Genomic DNA, 18215 nt, shown 5'->3' on the forward strand with positions numbered 1-18215 from the left:
TGTAGACAGCAACCGCGCATCATCAAACGATTTATTCAGCAGGCTTGCTGGTATCAGCTTGTGCTTTTTCACGCACACGAATACCAAGCTCACGTAGTTGTTTGCTATCAACGCCAGCAGGTGCTTGGGTCAATGGGCAATCAGCCGTTTTGGTTTTTGGGAAGGCGATAACGTCACGGATAGAGCTTGCGCCAACCATCAACATAATCAAACGATCCAAACCAAATGCTAGGCCGCCATGCGGTGGCGCACCAAATTTTAGCGCATCAAGTAAGAAACCGAATTTGTCTTCAGCTTCTTGCTCACCAATACCCAATGCTTCAAGTACAGCTTGTTGCATATCATAAGTATTGATACGTAAGCTACCACCGCCAATCTCAGTACCGTTCAATACCATGTCATAAGCGATAGAAAGGGCAGATTCTGGGTTGTTTTTCAACTCTTCAACTGAGCCTTTAGGCTTGGTGAACGGATGATGCATCGATGTCCAACGACCATCGTCAGTCTCTTCAAACATTGGGAAGTCAGTTACCCAAAGCGGTGCCCATTCACGAGTCGTCATTTCAAGATCTAGACCGATTTTTTGGCGTAATGCACCAATCGCATCATTCACGACACTGGCTTTATCCGCACCAAAGAAGATAATGTCGCCATCTTCTGCAGCAGTACGCTCGATCAAGCTCACAAGTACGTCATCAGTCATGTTTTTGATGATTGGAGACTGTAGGCCAGACTCTTTATCCACACCGTTGTTGATGCTGCTAGCGTCATTGACTTTGATATAAGCCAAACCGCGTGCGCCATAAATACCAACAAATTTGGTATAAGCATCGATTTGCTTACGGCTTAATGATGCGCCACCAGGGATGCGTAGGGCAGCCACACGACCTTTAGGATCGTTTGCAGGGCCAGCAAATACCTTGAAGTCAACGTCTTTCATCAAGTCTGCAACGTCAACCAACTTTAGAGGAATACGTAAGTCAGGCTTGTCTGATGCGTAGTCACGCATTGCTTCAGCGTAAGTCATGCGTGGGAACTGTTCAAACTCAACGTCCATCATTGTCTTAAACAAATGCTTGATAAGACCTTCGTTGATGTTCATGATTTCTTCTTCGTTCAAGAAAGAAGTCTCAATATCCACCTGAGTAAATTCAGGCTGACGATCGGCACGTAAATCTTCATCACGGAAGCATTTAGCAATTTGATAATAACGGTCAAAACCTGACACCATCAATAATTGCTTAAATAGCTGTGGTGACTGCGGCAGGGCAAAGAAGTTACCTGGACGAGTACGTGATGGTACAAGATAATCACGCGCACCTTCAGGCGTTGCACGAGTCAAGATAGGCGTCTCAACATCCAAGAAACCATGGTCGTCTAAATAACGACGAATCGCTGACGTTGCCTTGGCACGGAACACCATACGCTCTTGCATTTGCGGACGACGCATATCAAGATAACGATACTTTAGACGCAGGTCTTCAGATACAGTCGTTTTTTCGTCATTCAATGGGAATGGTGGCGTTTCAGACTTAGCCAGTACTTCAATTTCTTTGCCCAATAGCTCAATCTGGCCACTGGTCATATTATTATTTTCAGTACCTTCATAACGGCGACGTACACGGCCAGTTATCTTTAGCACGTATTCAGGACGTACAGCATCAGCTGCTGCGAAAGCTTCTGGGGTATCAGGGTCGACCACGACCTGTAAGATACCAGCGCGGTCACGCATGTCTAAGAAAATCACGCCACCGTGATCGCGACGACGATGTACCCAGCCTACGATACTAATGGTTTGCTCAAGCAAGCTCTCGGTTACGGCTCCGCAATACTCGTCTCGGTATTCGCTATGCGTCATAGTGCTTTGCGTCATAATATGGTTATCCAGTTATCAGCCCAATTCGAAGTACAATAATGCAGCCATTGTTGTGCGTTTCAAGCTATTTGCAAAAAAAACACACAAACAACGCGATTAAGACATATGGTCATCACGTTGGCTGCAGAAAATTTGATATAAACGCATATTATGCCTAATCTGCCTTTGTTATACAACCGGCTGAGTTCAATCAAAGAACGGGAGTCTGTAAGTATCTGAGGTATTTATTCTGCGTTATTTATATTGGGTTAAATATTGTCATCATGCTTGAAAACACCGCTTAGTGTGCACATATCAACCGCACGCTAATAAAAACAGCCATATCAATATATTTACTGACTTGAGGATTTGTAACCATGCTATTTCATCCCCCTAAAAACCCTGTCGAGCTTAAAATACGGCACTTAAATGATGCTCAAAAGCAGCGCCGTGAAGATTTGATGGAAGCCACCCAAGGTAAAGCTGCCCTCAAACAGTTCAAAAAAGTCATGGCCAAAAAAGCCAAGCAAGCATTAAAAGCAAAAACTAAAAATAAGAAAAAACATACTGATGACAAGGCACAAGTTTTTGTGCTCGATTTTGACGGTGATATCAAAGCAACTGCGGTCAAACATTTGCGTGAAGAAATCAGTACTCTAATTAGTACCGCAAATAAAGGTGACGAAGTTATCGTCCGTCTCGAATCAGGCGGTGGTTTGGTACACGGTTATGGTTTGGCCGCAGCACAATTGGTTCGCCTAAAAGATGCTGGTCTGAAACTGACGGTCTGTGTTGATAAAGTGGCGGCAAGCGGTGGTTATATGATGGCCTGCGTTGCAGACAAGGTAATAGCCGCGCCATTCGCTATCATTGGTTCAATCGGTGTAGTGTCACAGCTGCCAAACTTCCACAAATGGCTAAAAAACCACGACATCGATTATGAGATGTTTACCGCTGGTGACTATAAGCGTACGGTGACTGTATTTGGTGAGAATGATGCCGAAGACCGTGCCAAATACCAAGAAGAGCTAGAGCAGACGCATGAGCTATTCAAGCATTTCGTTAACACGTATCGTCCAACACTTGATGTTGCCAAAGTAGCTACGGGTGAGCATTGGTATGGCGAAGATGCGTTAAAGCTTAACTTAATTGATAGTCTACAAACTTCAGACAGTTATATTTTAGAGCGTATGGAAGACAACGAAGTATACGCACTATATTCACGTCAGAAGCCGACGTTAGCAGAAAAGTTAGGATTGGCTCAGGCAGCAGAAGCGACACTGAGTATGGCTGTAGATAAATTACCTGATGCACTTGCACGTTTTGATTTGAATAGTCGCCTAAATATTCTGAAATAATTTTAGTTATCATTATGATAGTTAAATAATGGTATGTTAGTGCTTAGAATTTTTAGATACATTGTTTATATTTTGTAAAAGGCGTGGCCTAGCTGGTCGCGCCTTTTTGCTGTTTATTGACAATTGCTGTGTTATAAATGTAGCACACGGAAAACAGTATACGTGCGTGCACTAAAGTTCTAGTAGAGCTTTTTATCAACATTTGATTCAGACAATCAATAAAGAAAAGGAAGTCATTTATGTCTAACGACAATTTAATGTTTACCGCAACAGAACATGGTCAAGCCATGCATGCCAAAGTCAAAGCGTTTATCGAAACGAATATTGAGCCTATCGAAGCCCAATTCTGGGAAGATTGTCATAAAAAAAACCCTGATGGTAATTGGGAAAACTGGGAATGGCCAGAAGCCTACGAAAATTTGCGCAAGCAAGCGCGTGAAGAGGGCTTGTGGAATTTATTCTTGCCAGATGACACACTAGGTGCAGGACTGTCAGTCACTGATTATGCGCCTATCGCAGAATTGACTGGTCGTAGTTTGCTAGCACCCCATGTATTTAACTGTAATGCCCCTGATAGCGGCAACATGGAGCTGTTATGGCGCTACGGTACTCAAGAGCAGCAAGACAAGTGGCTTACCCCAATCCTAGAAGGTAAGACACGCTCTGTGTTTTGTATGACTGAGCCTGATGTGGCCTCAAGCGATGCCACCAATATGCAAGCAACTGCTGTGGTCGATGGTGATGAAATTGTCATTAACGGTAGCAAATGGTGGTCATCGGGCCTTGGCGATCCTGCGGTTGATATTTTGATTGTTATGGCCTATACCGCGGATGAAAGCGCAGATCGTCATCATCAGCATTCGATGGTACTGGTACCAGTCAATACTGCGGGTGTGAATATCAAACGTATGCTTAAAGTGTTTGGCGATTATGATGCGCCGCACGGTCATGGTGAGATCAGCTTTGATAATGTACGTGTGCCCGTCAGTCACTTTATTGGTGGGCCGGGTAAGGGTTTTGAGATTGCGCAAGGTCGCTTGGGGCCAGGTCGTATTCATCATTGCATGCGCTGTATCGGTGCTGCCGAAAAATCTCTTGAATTAGCGGTCAAGCGTGGCATGTCACGAACTGCCTTTGGTAAGCCATTACTACAATTGGGTGGTAACTTTGAGCGTATCAGCGATGCCCGTATCAAAATTGACCAAGCACGCTTGCTAACATTATACGCAGCACAAAAAATGGATGCTCAAGGCACGAAAAAAGCATTGACTGAAATCTCTGCTATTAAAGTAGTCGCGCCAACTGTGCTACAAGAAGTAGTCGACATGGCGATTCAGATTCATGGTGGTATGGGCGTGTGTCAAGATACCTTGCTACCGAATTTCTACGCGCAAGCACGTGTACTACGTTTGGCAGATGGTCCAGATGAAGTACATAAAACCATGATTGCTAAATTAGAGTTAAAACGTCAGGGCTTTAGTCGTTCTGCTAAATCTGACAAAGCTTAGTCTTAATCTTAATCTTAATCTTAATCTTAACAAACGGTTGTGTGAGTTAGTTTTGATTTGCTCACGCAACTATCAAGAATAAACCAATCAACAAGCTAATTAAGAATTCACTATTAACGACTTAGTAGTGAATTTTTCATCACTAAAGCGAGTCCTTATTTCAAAAATATTGAGAAGAATGAGATAAATTGAATTGAGAACTAGCTCGCATATCTGTTATAAAAATAAATGACCACATGATAAGGAATGTCTCATGGCAACTGATAATAAAGTACTAGACAAAGGCGGTGCCGTACGCGAAGGTGAAGAGCTTGATGCCAAAGCAGTAAGCGCATGGCTTCGCGATCAAGGTGTCGACGTGGTAGGCGAGCCTACAGTCACTCAGTTCTCAGGCGGCGCATCAAACTGGACGTATCGACTACAGTATGAGGGTGAAGATAAAAACCAAGACCTCATATTACGTCGTCCACCAAAAGGTACCAAGGCAAAATCTGCCCATGACATGGTGCGTGAGTACACCGTTCAAAAAGCGTTAAAAGATGCATATCCTTATGTGCCTGAGATGATTGCGCTATGTACGGATGAAGCTGTTATCGGCGCTGACTTTTATGTGATGGAGCGGATGGAAGGTATTATCCCTCGTGCAGAATTACCAGAAGGTATCGATCTAAATCCTGAGCAAACGCGTCTGCTTTGCACCAATGTATTAGACGCTCTGGTAGAGCTACACCAGATAGACTATACCGAGCATCCTGATTTGGTCAATTTGGGCCGCGGTGAAGGCTACTGTGAACGTCAGATTAGTGGTTGGGATAAACGTTACGTTAAAGCTAAGACACCAAACGTACCGAGCTTTGCACTGGTTAGACAATGGCTTGCTAAGCACACACCAGCTGATAGCAAAACTTGTATCATTCATAATGATTGGCGCTTTGACAATGTCATACTTGATGCAGATGAGCCGACCAAAGTTATTGGCGTGCTCGACTGGGAGATGGCAACCCTTGGTGATCCATTGATGGACTTGGGTAGTGCGTTGGCTTACTGGATTGAAGAAGATGATAATATCATCATGCAGCAGTTCCGTCGTCAGCCAACACATTTAGAAGGCATGATGACGCGCGATGAAGTGGTTGAATATTATCTAAAACAGTCAGGTTTAGAGATAGAGAATTGGACCTTTTATGAAGTGTTTGGATTGTTCCGCCTCTCAGGTATCATTCAACAGATCTACTATCGTTATTATCATAAGCAAACCACCAATCCAGCGTTCAAAAACGCTTGGCTCGTTATACATGTTATGCATGCTAAATGTTTGAAATTAATTGCACAATATGAAGGCGAAGCTTTATTCAATGCACATGTTCAGCCGCATTTAGAAGACATAGGCGTAGATGCTGCTGCTATCGAGCAGTTACCAAGCCCTGTTCAAAAAGTGGTCAAAAGTATTTTACCAAAAGGTTATTTTGCAAAAGCACCTGACTCTCCTGAAGCGTAAGTATTCAGCAAACTGTACTTTAGCAAATATGATAAAAGGTAATAATTTATGACAACCATACTTTTAGCACGTCATGGCCAAGCGTCTTTTGGACAAGAAAACTATGATCAACTCTCAGAACTAGGCACTGTTCAGGCACAAATGTTAGGTCAGCACTATGCAGCTACGCAGCGCCGCATCGATGCCATATTTACTGGTAGGTTGGTTCGGCAGCAAGACTCAGCACGTCATTTTTGGGAGCGTTACCAGTCATCTGTACATGCCAGTAATAGCAATGGCACAGCTGTTGCGCCCGCAATCAACTTTGATCAGCCTGATAGTTATATTCTGCCGCAATTTGATGAATTTAATCATAAAGACGTGTTTGTTAAGTCAGCAGAGGCATCTGGCAATCGATCTGACATCTCAGCTGAAATCGCCAAAGCAGAATCGCCAGCGACACGACTGGCTGAGCTATTTGATCAAGCGATGCAGCGCTGGCATGCTGGTGATAATGATCAAGACTATCTTGAAAGTTGGCCCCAGTTTAATAATCGTGCACAGCAAGCCCTTGAACAAGTACGTACAAAAGCAGCAAGCATGAGCTTAGATCAGGACAGCACCGTGCTCGTATTCACTTCAGGTGGTGTCATTGCTGCAATCACTGCCCAGTTATTGCGACAAGGCAGTCAGACCGCTTATCAGCTGAATAAAAGCTTGGTCAATACGGGGGTGACCTCTATTACTTTAAAGAATCAAAGCTCTCGCTTGCTGTCTTTGAATGAATATAGTCATTTATTCTCTGATGGCAAACCGTTTGTGACATGGCGATAAATTTACACATGGTTTGCGAATAATGTAGTGTCATACCTACTTAAAGTATAAGCCTTATCGACGTTTATACTAAATACCAATTTGATTCTGTGCAATATCGATATACAAAGGACGGTACATGCAAAATAAATTAATAAAATTGGTTGCTAAAAGTGCGCGCCATAGCAAAAACCAGATAGTAGGCGCGGTTCGACCTGCAAGCTATCTAAAAGACCTGAGTAAGCAGCAAGTAGGCACAGGTAAAACGGTGCTTATCACAGGTGCTAGTTCAGGTCTGGGCGAGGGTATGACCAGACTGTTTGCTAGCCTTGGCTATAACTTGGCCATATGTGCGCGTCGCACTGATCGTTTAGAGCATCTAAAATCGGAAATGATGGACAAGTATCCTAATATCCGAGTCGAATACCAAGCACTAGATGTAAGTGATTATGATACGGTTTTTCAAGTGTTTGATGCTTTTGCAGATGATTTCGGTAGCATTGAGCGAGTAGTGGTTAATGCAGGTATTGGTGATAGTCGCCGCATTGGTAAAGGGCATTTTGAAACCAACCGTCGCACTGCTGATGTCAATTTTGTAGCAGCACTGGCACAGTGTGAAGCCGCTATGAATATCTTCCGTGCTCAGAATAGTGGGCATTTGGTGGTGATATCGAGCATGTCAGCCATGCGTGGATTACCTAGACACTTGACAACCTATGGTGCAAGTAAAGCTGGTTTGGCTCACTTAGCAGAAGGCATTCGTGCTGATATGCTTTTGACCAATCTTCCTATTAAGGTTTCTACAATTTACCCAGGCTATATTCGCACCGAAATCAACGAAGGCTCTAAGCCATTACCATTTGAAGTCGATGCAGATACTGGTACTAAAGCTATTGTCGCAGCTATCGAAGCGGGTGTGGATGAAGCCTGTGTGCCGAGCCTACCTTGGTCCATGGTCAGTCACGCGATGAAGCACTTGCCATTACAGGTAATGAATAAACTAAGTTAATCGAATTGGTTTTCCTAAGGCAGAAAAGAAGAAGCCCACTATTATTGTAGTGGGCTTCTTCTATTTGCTCTGAAATAGCAGGGTAAGTATTACAACGTTTGAGGATTATTTGACATATGCTGTTCACGCAGCTTTTGACGCAGTACTTTACCAACATTACTCTTTGGTAATTCACTGACAAACTCAATATGGCGTGGACATTTATAACCAGTCAAATTGTCCAGCGCAAATTCTTTGATGACTTCTTTAGTGACATTATTATCGGCGGGTACGATATAAATTTTAACCGCTTCGCCTTGATGGTCATCAGGAATACCAATTACTGCGCAATCGACGATACCATCACAGTCGAGCATAACGGATTCGATTTCGTTAGGGAATACATTGAATCCAGAAACCAAGATCATGTCTTTCTTACGATCTAGTAGGGTGATATAGCCTTTTTCGTCCATACTGATAATATCACCCGTACGGAAGTAGCCGTCACTTGTGAAATCATTGGTATTGTCTTTATTAAAGTAACCAGACGTAATATTAGGGCCTTTAATACACATTTCGCCTGCTTGATTTAGGCCCACACGTTTGCCATTGTCATCTACTACAATGATATCGACACTAGGAACAGGTATACCAATAGTACCGTTGAATTTACGATCAGTAATCACGTTAGCAGTACCTGCCGCAACGCCTTCCGTCATACCCCAACCTTCAACCATAGGGCAGCCAGTTACTTCCAACCAACGTGCTGCGGTTTGCTCAGTTGCCGCCATACCACCAGCCTGAGTGATACGTAATGAACTAAAGTCTAAGTTTTTAAAGTTTGGCTGGTCAAGTAACCCTTTGAATAGAGTGTTTACGGCAGGGAAGATATGGAACGGTTGTTTTGATAACGTTTTAATAAACCCTGGCATATCGCGCGGATTAGGTACTAGGATAAAGGTATAACCTGAACGCATACCAAGTAGACTCAGCATGAAGGCAAAAATATGATATAGCGGTAAGGCCATAACCATATTGATATATACTTCATTGATACCTGAGGTCACAGGACGATACCATGCCTCTGATTGCATAGCAGCAGCGACGACATTACGTTGTGTTAGGACAGCACCTTTAGATAGTCCAGTCGTACCACCTGTATACTGCAAAATAGCTTTCTGTTGTAGGGTGGTTTTTGGTGCTTGAATCGGTAGATTCTTACCTTTCTTTAGAACTTCAGGGAACTTAGTAACGTCATACTTAGGATCGTTTAGGTTGTACTTTGGAACCAAGCGTTTGACCTGACGGATGACCGTATTGACCAAAATACCTTTTAGACCCATCATATCGCCCATTTTTGACAGCACGATACGTTTGATATTGGTCTCTTCAATAACTTGCTCAAGTGCTTGAGCAAAGTTGTCAACGACAAAGATAACCTGAGCACCTGAGTCATTCAATTGGTGACGCAACTCGCGACCCGTATATAGTGGGTTTACTGGAGTGCAAACATAACCTGCACGTAGAATACCAATCATAGTTGGTAGATATTGGGGAACGTTTGGCATCATAAGAGCCACTACGCTGCCTTTAGGTAAACCTTGAGCCTGTAACCATGCTGCTATTGCCAGTGAAGCGTTATCAACATCACCATAAGTATGCGTAACACCCATACAGATAGTCATCGGATGCATACGAAAGCGGTTAAAACACTCTTCATATAACTCTATGAGGCTTTCATACTGATCAGGATTAATCGTCTTGGGTACGTTTTCCGGGTATTGAGCAAGCCAAGGTTTATCTACAGTCATGATTAGCGTCCTTAAATATTAAAATAAATTAAGGCTCTATAAAAAAGTAGTCACATCCATGTCAACAATTTAAATCGCTGTTCCGTTAGCAAGAAATTGTCGAGTGCTATCCTATATGTTCACATACTGCTAAAATACGGGGCCCTTATAAAGCTTGATTTAATCACAGAGCATAAATATCTCATCAGATTAAAAAACAGTTAATGTTTTGGTAATGAAAATAGCTACTAGTAATGCTGCTAATCAATCGATATTAGTCATAACTATATAAGATCAAAATAACAGAAAGTATAGTGACACATTTTGGCAATACATTAACATAACTACAACCGTGTCTGTTATTCTTATACAAGAACTTGATAGTTTACAGTTAAATTTGATAAATGAAATAATATATGTTGAATAATCAGAAAATACCTAGACAAATAATTTACTTTCTTATCAAGTAATTAACATGAAATTTATTCAAAAAATGTCATATAATTGGATATAAAAGTAGATTTGTAGTAATTATAATAGAGAAATTTTATAGTTGAATGACAGAAAATAAATATACAAAAGGGCATCTTACAATTACTGTAAGATGCCTTTAGTAAAAATAAATTCATGTTTTTAGAATTTTTTAGAAATTGTCTCTATTTATACTTGCGGGTAGTCTGCATTGTGTTTTTCACGCAATTTTTGACGCAGTACTTTACCGACATTACTTTTTGGTAGGTCGCTCACAAACTCAATGTGGCGTGGACACTTATAACCCGTTAGATTGTCTAGCGCAAAATCTGTAATCACTTCTTTGGTAACATTATTGTCTTCAGGTACTACGTATATTTTAACCGCTTCACCTTGATGACTATCAGGAATGCCAATTACCGCACAGTCAAGAATACCATCACAGTCAAGCATCACAGATTCAATTTCGTTCGGGAATACGTTAAATCCTGAAACCAAGATCATGTCTTTCTTACGATCTAGCAGTTTAATATAACCCTTGTCGTCCATGCTGACGATATCACCAGTACGGAAATAACCATCACTAGTAAAATCAGCACTACTGTCTCTATTGAGATATCCAGAGGTTACGTTAGGGCCTTTAATACATAGCTCGCCCCCTTCGTTTAAACCTACATGCCTGCCATCTTCATCGATAATAATGACATCGACACCAGGGGCTGGTACACCGATAGTACCATTAAACTCACGATTGGTAATAACGTTGGCGGTACCGACGGCAACGCCTTCTGTCATACCCCAACCTTCGATCATCGCGCAGCCAGTCACTTCTAACCAGCGCTTCGCAGTTTGCTCAGTAGCCGCCATACCACCAGCTTGTGAGATACGCAAAGCGCTAAAGTCCAAATCTTTAAAGTTTGGATTATCGAGCAATCCCTTAAAGAGGGTATTGACCGCAGGGAAAATATGGAACGGCTGTTTTGACAAGGTTTTAACAAATCCAGGAATATCACGTGGATTAGGTACTAGTATAAAGGTATAGCCTGAACGCATACCAAGTAGGCTAAGCATAAATGCAAAAATATGATACAACGGCAGTGCCATCACCATATTGATATACACTTCGTTGATTTCTGACGTGATAGGGCGAGTCCATGCTTCTGATTGCATCGCTGCTGCTACGATATTACGCTGTGACAAAATAGCGCCTTTCGAAAGTCCTGTGGTACCACCTGTGTATTGCAAAAATGCTTTTTGGTCCAAAGACATTTTTGGTTGCTGAAAAGGTAGGTTTTTACCTTTTTTCAATACTTCAGGAAGCTTAGTGACATGGTATTTAGGGTCGTTAAGATTGTACTTGGGTACTAAGCGTTTGACCTGACGAATAATTGTATTGACCAAAATGCCTTTCAAACCCATCATATCGCCCATTTTCGATAGGATGACACGTTTGATAGCCGTTTCTTCAATGACTTGCTCAAGCGCTTGGGCAAAGTTATCGACCACAAAAATTGCTTGGGCACCAGAATCGTTAAGCTGATGGCGTAATTCTCGGCCAGTATATAGCGGGTTGACAGGGGTACAAACGTAGCCTGCACGCAATATCCCAATCATAGTTGGTAGATACTGTGGAACGTTTGGCATCATGAGAGCGACGACACTACCTTTTGGCAAACCTTGGTTCTGTAGCCAAGCAGCGACTGCCATCGAAGCGTTATCAATATCACCATAAGTATGAGTCACTCCCATACAGATGCTCATCGGATGTCCACGGAAGCGATCGAAGCATTCTTCGTACAGCTCCATGATGCTGCTATATCTATCGGGATTAATGGTTTTTGGCACACCGGCTGGATATTGAGAAAGCCAAGGTTTGTTCGATATCATAGTTAGCATCCTTGCGATTTGATATAGGCTAAAGTATTTTGAAAAGGTGGTTGTCAATCTATCAGTAGTACAGAACACCATTTAAATAAGTGATATATCCCACATTCAATAGCATCCCTGTCTATTGATTAATAGCTAATTTTTTGCTGCTGTCACAACATTTTATTTAATAAATATTTATATAAAGCATCAAATAAAACAAATAAATAAAAATAATGTTCGTTCTAAAACTATTTATCTGCTGCTTACCAATAAAGTATCAAAAAAACGATACATTTGAGCAATACATTAGCATGAATTTAGTCTAAAACAATAACAGTAAGCGATACTGATCAGTACATATATTAACTTATAAGAATATATTGACTTTGTTATCTCATAAATGAAGGATTAGATAACTAATATTGGTAAGCTGATAAAATACAAACGAATGTAGATGCCAAAATTATTGCGGTAAAATGAATTGATCTTTTTTATTAAAGAAACGTCGATAAATGAGTAAGGCACTGATGGTGCAGCCAAGCGTGCTGCTGACACATATCAGGAACATAGTGACTATTTGATAGCGTACGGCTTGAGTGGGATCGGCGCCCGCTAGAATTTGACCCGTCATCATGCCTGGTAAGCTAACAATACCGACGACTAGCATAGAGTTCAGGGTTGGAGTCATGCCATTAGTGATAGCTGCTTTTATCTGCTCATGGACGGCTTCGAATGGCTTAGCAGATAGACTGAGCATCATCTCGATACGTCCAGATTGCTCATGAAAGGATTCAATCAATTGATTGCTTGTCAACGAAATGGCAGTTAGAGAATTCCCTAATATCAGACCCAATATAGGAATAATGAATTGCGGTGTATACCAAGGCTTAACATTCAAAATCGCTATAATCGCAATCGCCGTTACTAGTATTGCTGAGATACCGACTGCCAATAACGTATCTGTTAATAACCCCTTATAACTACGTTTAACGCGATTTTTGGCGGCACTTCCTGCAATTAAAGTCATGACCGTTAAGATAAGTAGCACTTCATACCATTGTTCGCGTGCAAAAATCCACGCCAGTATTAGCCCAATAAAGCTCAGCTGTATGATCGTACGAAATGCCGCTATCAAAAGGGTCTTGCTTAGTTTTAAACGTAAGCGCCAAGAGATGAGTAATACAATGATAATTAGGCTGCTAGCAAGCGCGATATCACCGTAAGTGAGAAATATTTGCATATCATTCGTACCACTCATATGAGCTTATTTAGGAAATAATTATAGTAATAATACACGGTGAGGGTTAAGGTTATTAACGTGCTAAATTGTCTGAGCAACTATAAGAAGACTTACTCATTTGATTAAATGTTTCTGATAAAAGCTCTTCAAGAGTCCGCGGTGAGTACACCTGCTTGCATGTGCCAGTGTCTATTTGCCAAAGGCATGATATCTTTTGTGTCGTGAGTCACCCATAGGAGTGTGCGCTGTGCATCTGCGTGCAACCAGTTGATGAGCAAGTTGACTAGCTGTGCTGAAGTGTCCATGTCCAAAGCGGCGGTTGGCTCGTCTAATAATAGGACTTTTGGACTAAGTTGTAATAGGCGCAATGTATTGACCAGTTGGCGCTCGCCACCAGATAAATGCTTGGCGTCTTGTTGTAAAAAATCTGTACTTCTATCTAAGTGTTCAAGCTGAGTAACATGCCAGTCTATGTCAAAAGTCTGCGATTGATGAGCATATAATTGATAAGGCATTTGTAAATTTTCAAGGACACTGCCGTCTAACAACTGTGGATGCTGAGCGAGTAGAGCTACTTGCTTGCGCCACAGTACAGGTGCAGTCTCATGAATATCATGATAAACATTACTTGACGAGTCATCGTGCAAACGAACAGTACCGCTGCTCATTGGTAATAATCCTGCCAATACTCGCAATAGTACTGATTTACCGCTACCAGACGATCCTGTCAAAACAGTGACTTGCCCTGACAATAGCGCACCGCTCGCACCGCTTATTAGCGTTCGATCATGAATTGATGGCTCTTTATCCAGTGAAGCGTTTGCGGTTAGCTTGCTTGCCCATTTTTGATAAATGCTAGACGGCATAGAGATTTTATTCGAGGCTTCTTTACTATCTTTAATGCTATGAGTACGTATCATTCGTTGGCTATGTACCCATAGATTATCAAATTCAAACAACACTCTATCCGTATCTATGCTCATAGCAGTTCTACTGCTGACCATTTACTTGCTTATCGATAGCCTGTTCGATCGTAACGCGCAGCTTTTTTGGTACACGAATAGGACGCATTGGTGGGGTTGTCGCTGAGTTATCTGGTTTATCGCTGCCTATTTCATCATTACTCATTGGCTCTGGTTTGACAAGGTTTTGTACGCAAGCAATAACGATTTTGGTGCTGCTTAGTAGCTGGCTATCATCAGTTTCGGTAGTACCATGATTTGGTAGATTGCGATATATACTTTGATAAAATATGATGCTGGCAGGTTTTAGCTCCACTTTATCGATACGTACGCTAATCACCTCATCTAATAGAATGGCTCTTTTGTATTGCAAGTCCGCCTGACTCACGACAAAATGCTGCACTTCACCGCTATCAGTCTGCAAAAAATATCCATTTAAGCCAAGCTCAGTAAACCAGTCGCGTCGGCAGTTTTCAAAAAACACCAAATGATTGGCGTGATAGACTATACCGCCAGCATCAGTATGGTTAATATAGACGTTATAATCTTTAGCAAATAATGGTTTGATGTCATCATTCATGGCTGATGTCGTATTTTTTTGCTTAAGTGTTGTCATAGCGATGCTCGATATTTTTAATAAGTATTGTTGAATAAAAGTGTTTCAGATAGACCAATAATAGATAGTGCTTATAATAGAGTTACTCTAGCTCAAGATATCAGGCCATGCAACCGCTAGAACCGCTTACATTTGTTATCATAGCCGTTTATATTTCACCCATTTATAGAGCGCTATATTCTAACCAATCAGTATAGGACAGTTTATGACCCGTTTTGTCAGTTTTAACATCAATGGTATCCGTGCACGTCAGCATCAGCTCGAGGCGGTGCGCGAGGTAATCGATCCTGATGTCATGGGCCTACAAGAAACCAAGGTTCATGATGATCAATTTCCGCTTAGCGATATCGAAGGGCTGGGCTACCACGTCGAGTATTTCGGACAAAAAGGGCATTACGGCGTTGCACTATTATCCAAAGCTGCACCTGTATTCGTACAAAAAGGCTTTCCTGGCGAAGATGAAGAAGCCCAAAAACGTTTTATCCATGCACGTTATGAGTTTGAAGGTCGTGAAGTGGATGTGCTCAATGGTTACTTCCCGCAAGGAGAGAGCCAAGATCACCCAACCAAATTTCCAATGAAGCGCGCTTATTATGCCAACTTGATGGCTTATATTGATACGCTAAAAGCGGAAGGTCGTTCGATTATCGTCATGGGTGATATGAATATCGCACCAGAAGATATCGATATTGGTATTGGTGAAGTCAATGCCAAGCGTTGGTTGAAAAACAGAAAAACCTCATTTTTGCCGGAAGAGCGCGAATGGTATTCAGCATTGATGTCGCGTGAGCTGACAGATACTTACCGTCTGCATTATCCAGAGAGCACCGAGTTATACAGTTGGTTTGATTATCGCAGTCGCGGATTCAATGATGAACCCAAGCGCGGGTTACGTATTGATCATATTCTATGTACCTCAGACTTAATCGATAAATGTATCGATGCTGGTATCAGTTATGAGCTACGTGCTATGGAAAAACCATCTGACCATGCACCAATTTGGTCAGCATTTGACCTAAAGAAACCGTAATACTTATATAATGTAATACCTATATATATAGTCAACCTCATGTCAATTAGATACGATGCTGAGTTCGCTAATTCTGTTGGTTGTAGTGCCGCAGCTAGTTCTTCTTGTATCTGAACTGTCTTGAACTGACTATATGTTTATCACTTCGTATTTCATAAATAACGATAAAAATTGAGAAATAAGGATTTTATTATGGCTGTTGGAAATGTATCAGTACCTGATGTTATCCATCCTATCGATGGTATCAAGCTCAGTGCCACAGCGGCAGGCGTCCGTTATAAGGACCGCGATGATCTAGTAGTCATCGAAATATCTGACAAAGCTACTACTGCGGTTGTAACCACTAAAAACACCTTTTGCGCCGCGCCAGTGCGAGTATTGCGTGAGCACTTTGCTAAGGTTAGTCCGCGCTATTTAGTCACCAATACGGGTAACGCAAATGCAGGTACAGGCGCTGATGGCAAGCGCCGCGCTATTGATATCTGTACAGCGTTGGCTGAAAAGGCCGGTGTAGATACCAATACAATATTGCCATTCTCTACCGGCGTGATTGGTGAGCCATTAAATAGTGATGCGGTCATCGCAGGTCTGGATAATGCATTAGCTAACCTAGCGCCTGATAGCTGGCTAGCTGCTGCCAATGGCATTCGCACAACAGATACCATTCCTAAATTGGCCAGCCAAAAAATTCATGTAGCAGGTACTAGCTATCATATCACTGGTATGTCTAAGGGCTCAGGAATGATACGCCCAAATATGGCGACTATGCTGGGCTATGTGGCGACAGATGCTAATATCGCTGCTGACTTATTGCAAGAGATGCTAAGCGCTATCAATGAGCAGTCTTTCAACCGCATTACTGTCGATGGCGATACCTCAACCAATGATTGTTGTGTGTTAATCGCAACAGGTGCTGCTAGCTCAGAGGTGATTGATAGTCCAGAGCATCCACATTATCAGCCTGTATTCGATGCATTAGCTGATGTGTTTGTCCGTCTAGCACAACTGATTGTACGTGATGGAGAAGGCGCTACTAAATTCATGACGGTCAAAGTAACTGGCGGTCAAACCACGCAAGAATGCTGCGATGTGGCTTATGCAGTCGCACATTCACCCTTAGTAAAAACGGCATTTTTTGCTAGTGATGCTAACTGGGGACGCATATTAGCAGCAGTGGGCTATGCTGGTATCGAAGATCTAGACACAGAGCAAGTCGATGTGTATCTAGATGAGGTAATGATTTGCCAAAATGGCGGTGTTGCACCTGACTATACAGAAGAGGCGGGCAAAACAGTCATGAGTCGACCTGAGATTACTATCCATATCGATCTTGCACGTGGTGATGCTAGCGATACCGTATATACCTGCGACTTGTCATACGATTATGTCAAAATAAACGCTGATTATCGTAGCTAGTCATTCTTAACAAAACAGAATTTGCATAGTTGTATAAGAGCCAGAACAAATATTGTTCTGGCTTTTTGATGTCAATCATCTCCTCAGTAGCAAATAACTCTGCTATTCAATACGCTTCATTAACATCAGTTGCAAAAGCTGACGTTACTTTACAAAGCAGTTATAGAGGGCAAGACGACTAGCGACCTATACTGGTTTCAGTAAGAAGCAAACAACCTTATTAGCTTGTAGCAAAGCAAGATAAGATGTTCAAAATAATAAGTTCTTCTAAGTAACAATAAGTCAGTAGCTAAGCCAATAAATGAGCCAGTAACTAAGCTACCAATAAAGAATCAATAATAAATTATCTGAGGATTGAATAATGAAGAAATTAGCACTTGCAGCATTGATGACAACTTTTGCCCTTTCTGGTTGCTCTACCATGGGTATGGACAATGAGCGCACGATGGTTGTTGAAGGACAACCTATGAATGTAAAAGTAGTAAATATTCCAAGTTTTGAAGTGGAAATTGCACCGCGTAAAGCAGTATGTGACTTAACTGCTACTGATGGCAGCATGGTTGAATCACAGTGCTTGCAGTATCGCCAGACCTATCAGAAAAACTACACCACGCTAAATGGTAATATTCAGGGCTTCACTTATGAGCCGAACTATCGTTATGTCCTAGATGTACGTCAAGAAGCAGTAACAGCAGAAGGCTCTAATGTCGTACAGCCAGTTTGGATTCTAAACGAAGTGGTATCGAAAACTGCTGAATAATATTGATGTCAATATATAGACGATAAACCAGTTATAAAAGCAGTTATACATGACAAAAAGGC

General features: G+C 41.9%; 14 protein-coding genes. 8 read left to right on the forward strand and 6 right to left on the reverse strand.

What is annotated here, in order from left to right; all coding sequences use genetic code 11:
• Positions 1 to 31 precede the first annotated feature (31 nt).
• On the reverse strand, positions 32 to 1858 hold the full coding sequence (gene aspS, locus AK824_RS05985; protein ID WP_057762445.1) for an aspartate--tRNA ligase: 1827 nt from the start codon (positions 1856 to 1858) through the stop codon (positions 32 to 34).
• Between the two features lie 374 nt (positions 1859 to 2232).
• Here aspS and sohB point away from each other — a divergent pair, with 374 nt between their 5' ends.
• From sohB to AK824_RS06010, 5 genes are all read left to right on the forward strand, one after another.
• Positions 2233 to 3213: a protease SohB gene (sohB, locus tag AK824_RS05990; protein WP_057759753.1), complete on the forward strand. Its 981-nt coding sequence runs from the start codon at positions 2233 to 2235 to the stop codon at positions 3211 to 3213.
• 257 nt (positions 3214 to 3470) lie between these two features.
• Positions 3471 to 4721, forward strand: a complete 1251-nt coding sequence (locus AK824_RS05995) for an acyl-CoA dehydrogenase family protein (protein WP_057762447.1) — start codon at positions 3471 to 3473, stop codon at positions 4719 to 4721.
• A 253-nt stretch (positions 4722 to 4974) separates the two neighbouring features.
• Positions 4975 to 6219, forward strand: coding sequence for a phosphotransferase family protein (locus AK824_RS06000; RefSeq protein ID WP_057759756.1), 1245 nt, complete (start codon positions 4975 to 4977; stop codon positions 6217 to 6219).
• Between the two features lie 48 nt (positions 6220 to 6267).
• Positions 6268 to 7032 carry a histidine phosphatase family protein gene (locus AK824_RS06005; protein ID WP_057759759.1) on the forward strand — a complete coding sequence of 255 codons (765 nt, stop codon included), beginning with the start codon at positions 6268 to 6270 and terminating at the stop codon, positions 7030 to 7032.
• Positions 7033 to 7318: 286 nt separating this feature from the next.
• On the forward strand, positions 7319 to 8020 hold the full coding sequence (locus AK824_RS06010; protein ID WP_057762449.1) for an SDR family oxidoreductase: 702 nt from the start codon (positions 7319 to 7321) through the stop codon (positions 8018 to 8020).
• A gap of 89 nt (positions 8021 to 8109) precedes the next feature.
• Here AK824_RS06010 and AK824_RS06015 read toward each other — a convergent pair whose 3' ends face one another.
• From AK824_RS06015 to AK824_RS06035, 5 genes are all read right to left on the reverse strand, one after another.
• Entirely contained in the window at positions 8110 to 9810 is a 1701-nt protein-coding gene (locus AK824_RS06015) for an AMP-binding protein (RefSeq protein ID WP_057759762.1), read from the reverse strand.
• A gap of 639 nt (positions 9811 to 10449) precedes the next feature.
• Positions 10450 to 12147, reverse strand: a complete 1698-nt coding sequence (locus AK824_RS06020) for an AMP-binding protein (protein ID WP_057759765.1) — start codon at positions 12145 to 12147, stop codon at positions 10450 to 10452.
• 445 nt (positions 12148 to 12592) lie between these two features.
• Positions 12593 to 13369, reverse strand: coding sequence for an ABC transporter permease (locus AK824_RS06025; RefSeq protein WP_227511213.1), 777 nt, complete (start codon positions 13367 to 13369; stop codon positions 12593 to 12595).
• 146 nt (positions 13370 to 13515) lie between these two features.
• Positions 13516 to 14352, reverse strand: coding sequence for an ABC transporter ATP-binding protein (locus tag AK824_RS06030; protein WP_197411820.1), 837 nt, complete (start codon positions 14350 to 14352; stop codon positions 13516 to 13518).
• Positions 14353 to 14359: 7 nt separating this feature from the next.
• Positions 14360 to 14947 (reverse strand): thioesterase family protein, encoded by a 588-nt coding sequence (locus AK824_RS06035; RefSeq protein ID WP_057759774.1) that lies wholly within the window; start codon positions 14945 to 14947, stop codon positions 14360 to 14362.
• 205 nt (positions 14948 to 15152) lie between these two features.
• Between AK824_RS06035 and xthA the strand changes: the two genes are divergently transcribed.
• The 3 genes from xthA to AK824_RS06050 all read left to right on the forward strand — a co-directional run bounded on the left by xthA (position 15153) and on the right by AK824_RS06050 (position 18153).
• Complete coding sequence (gene xthA, locus AK824_RS06040) at positions 15153 to 15977, forward strand: exodeoxyribonuclease III (protein WP_057759777.1); 825 nt, start codon at positions 15153 to 15155, stop codon at positions 15975 to 15977.
• Positions 15978 to 16169: 192 nt separating this feature from the next.
• On the forward strand, positions 16170 to 17393 hold the full coding sequence (argJ, locus tag AK824_RS06045; RefSeq protein ID WP_057759781.1) for a bifunctional glutamate N-acetyltransferase/amino-acid acetyltransferase ArgJ: 1224 nt from the start codon (positions 16170 to 16172) through the stop codon (positions 17391 to 17393).
• A 361-nt stretch (positions 17394 to 17754) separates the two neighbouring features.
• Positions 17755 to 18153, forward strand: coding sequence for a DUF4377 domain-containing protein (locus AK824_RS06050; RefSeq protein WP_057759787.1), 399 nt, complete (start codon positions 17755 to 17757; stop codon positions 18151 to 18153).
• Positions 18154 to 18215 lie beyond the last annotated feature (62 nt).

Origin of the sequence: Psychrobacter sp. P11G3 (assembly GCF_001435845.1) — a bacterium.
Taxonomy (GTDB): domain Bacteria; phylum Pseudomonadota; class Gammaproteobacteria; order Pseudomonadales; family Moraxellaceae; genus Psychrobacter.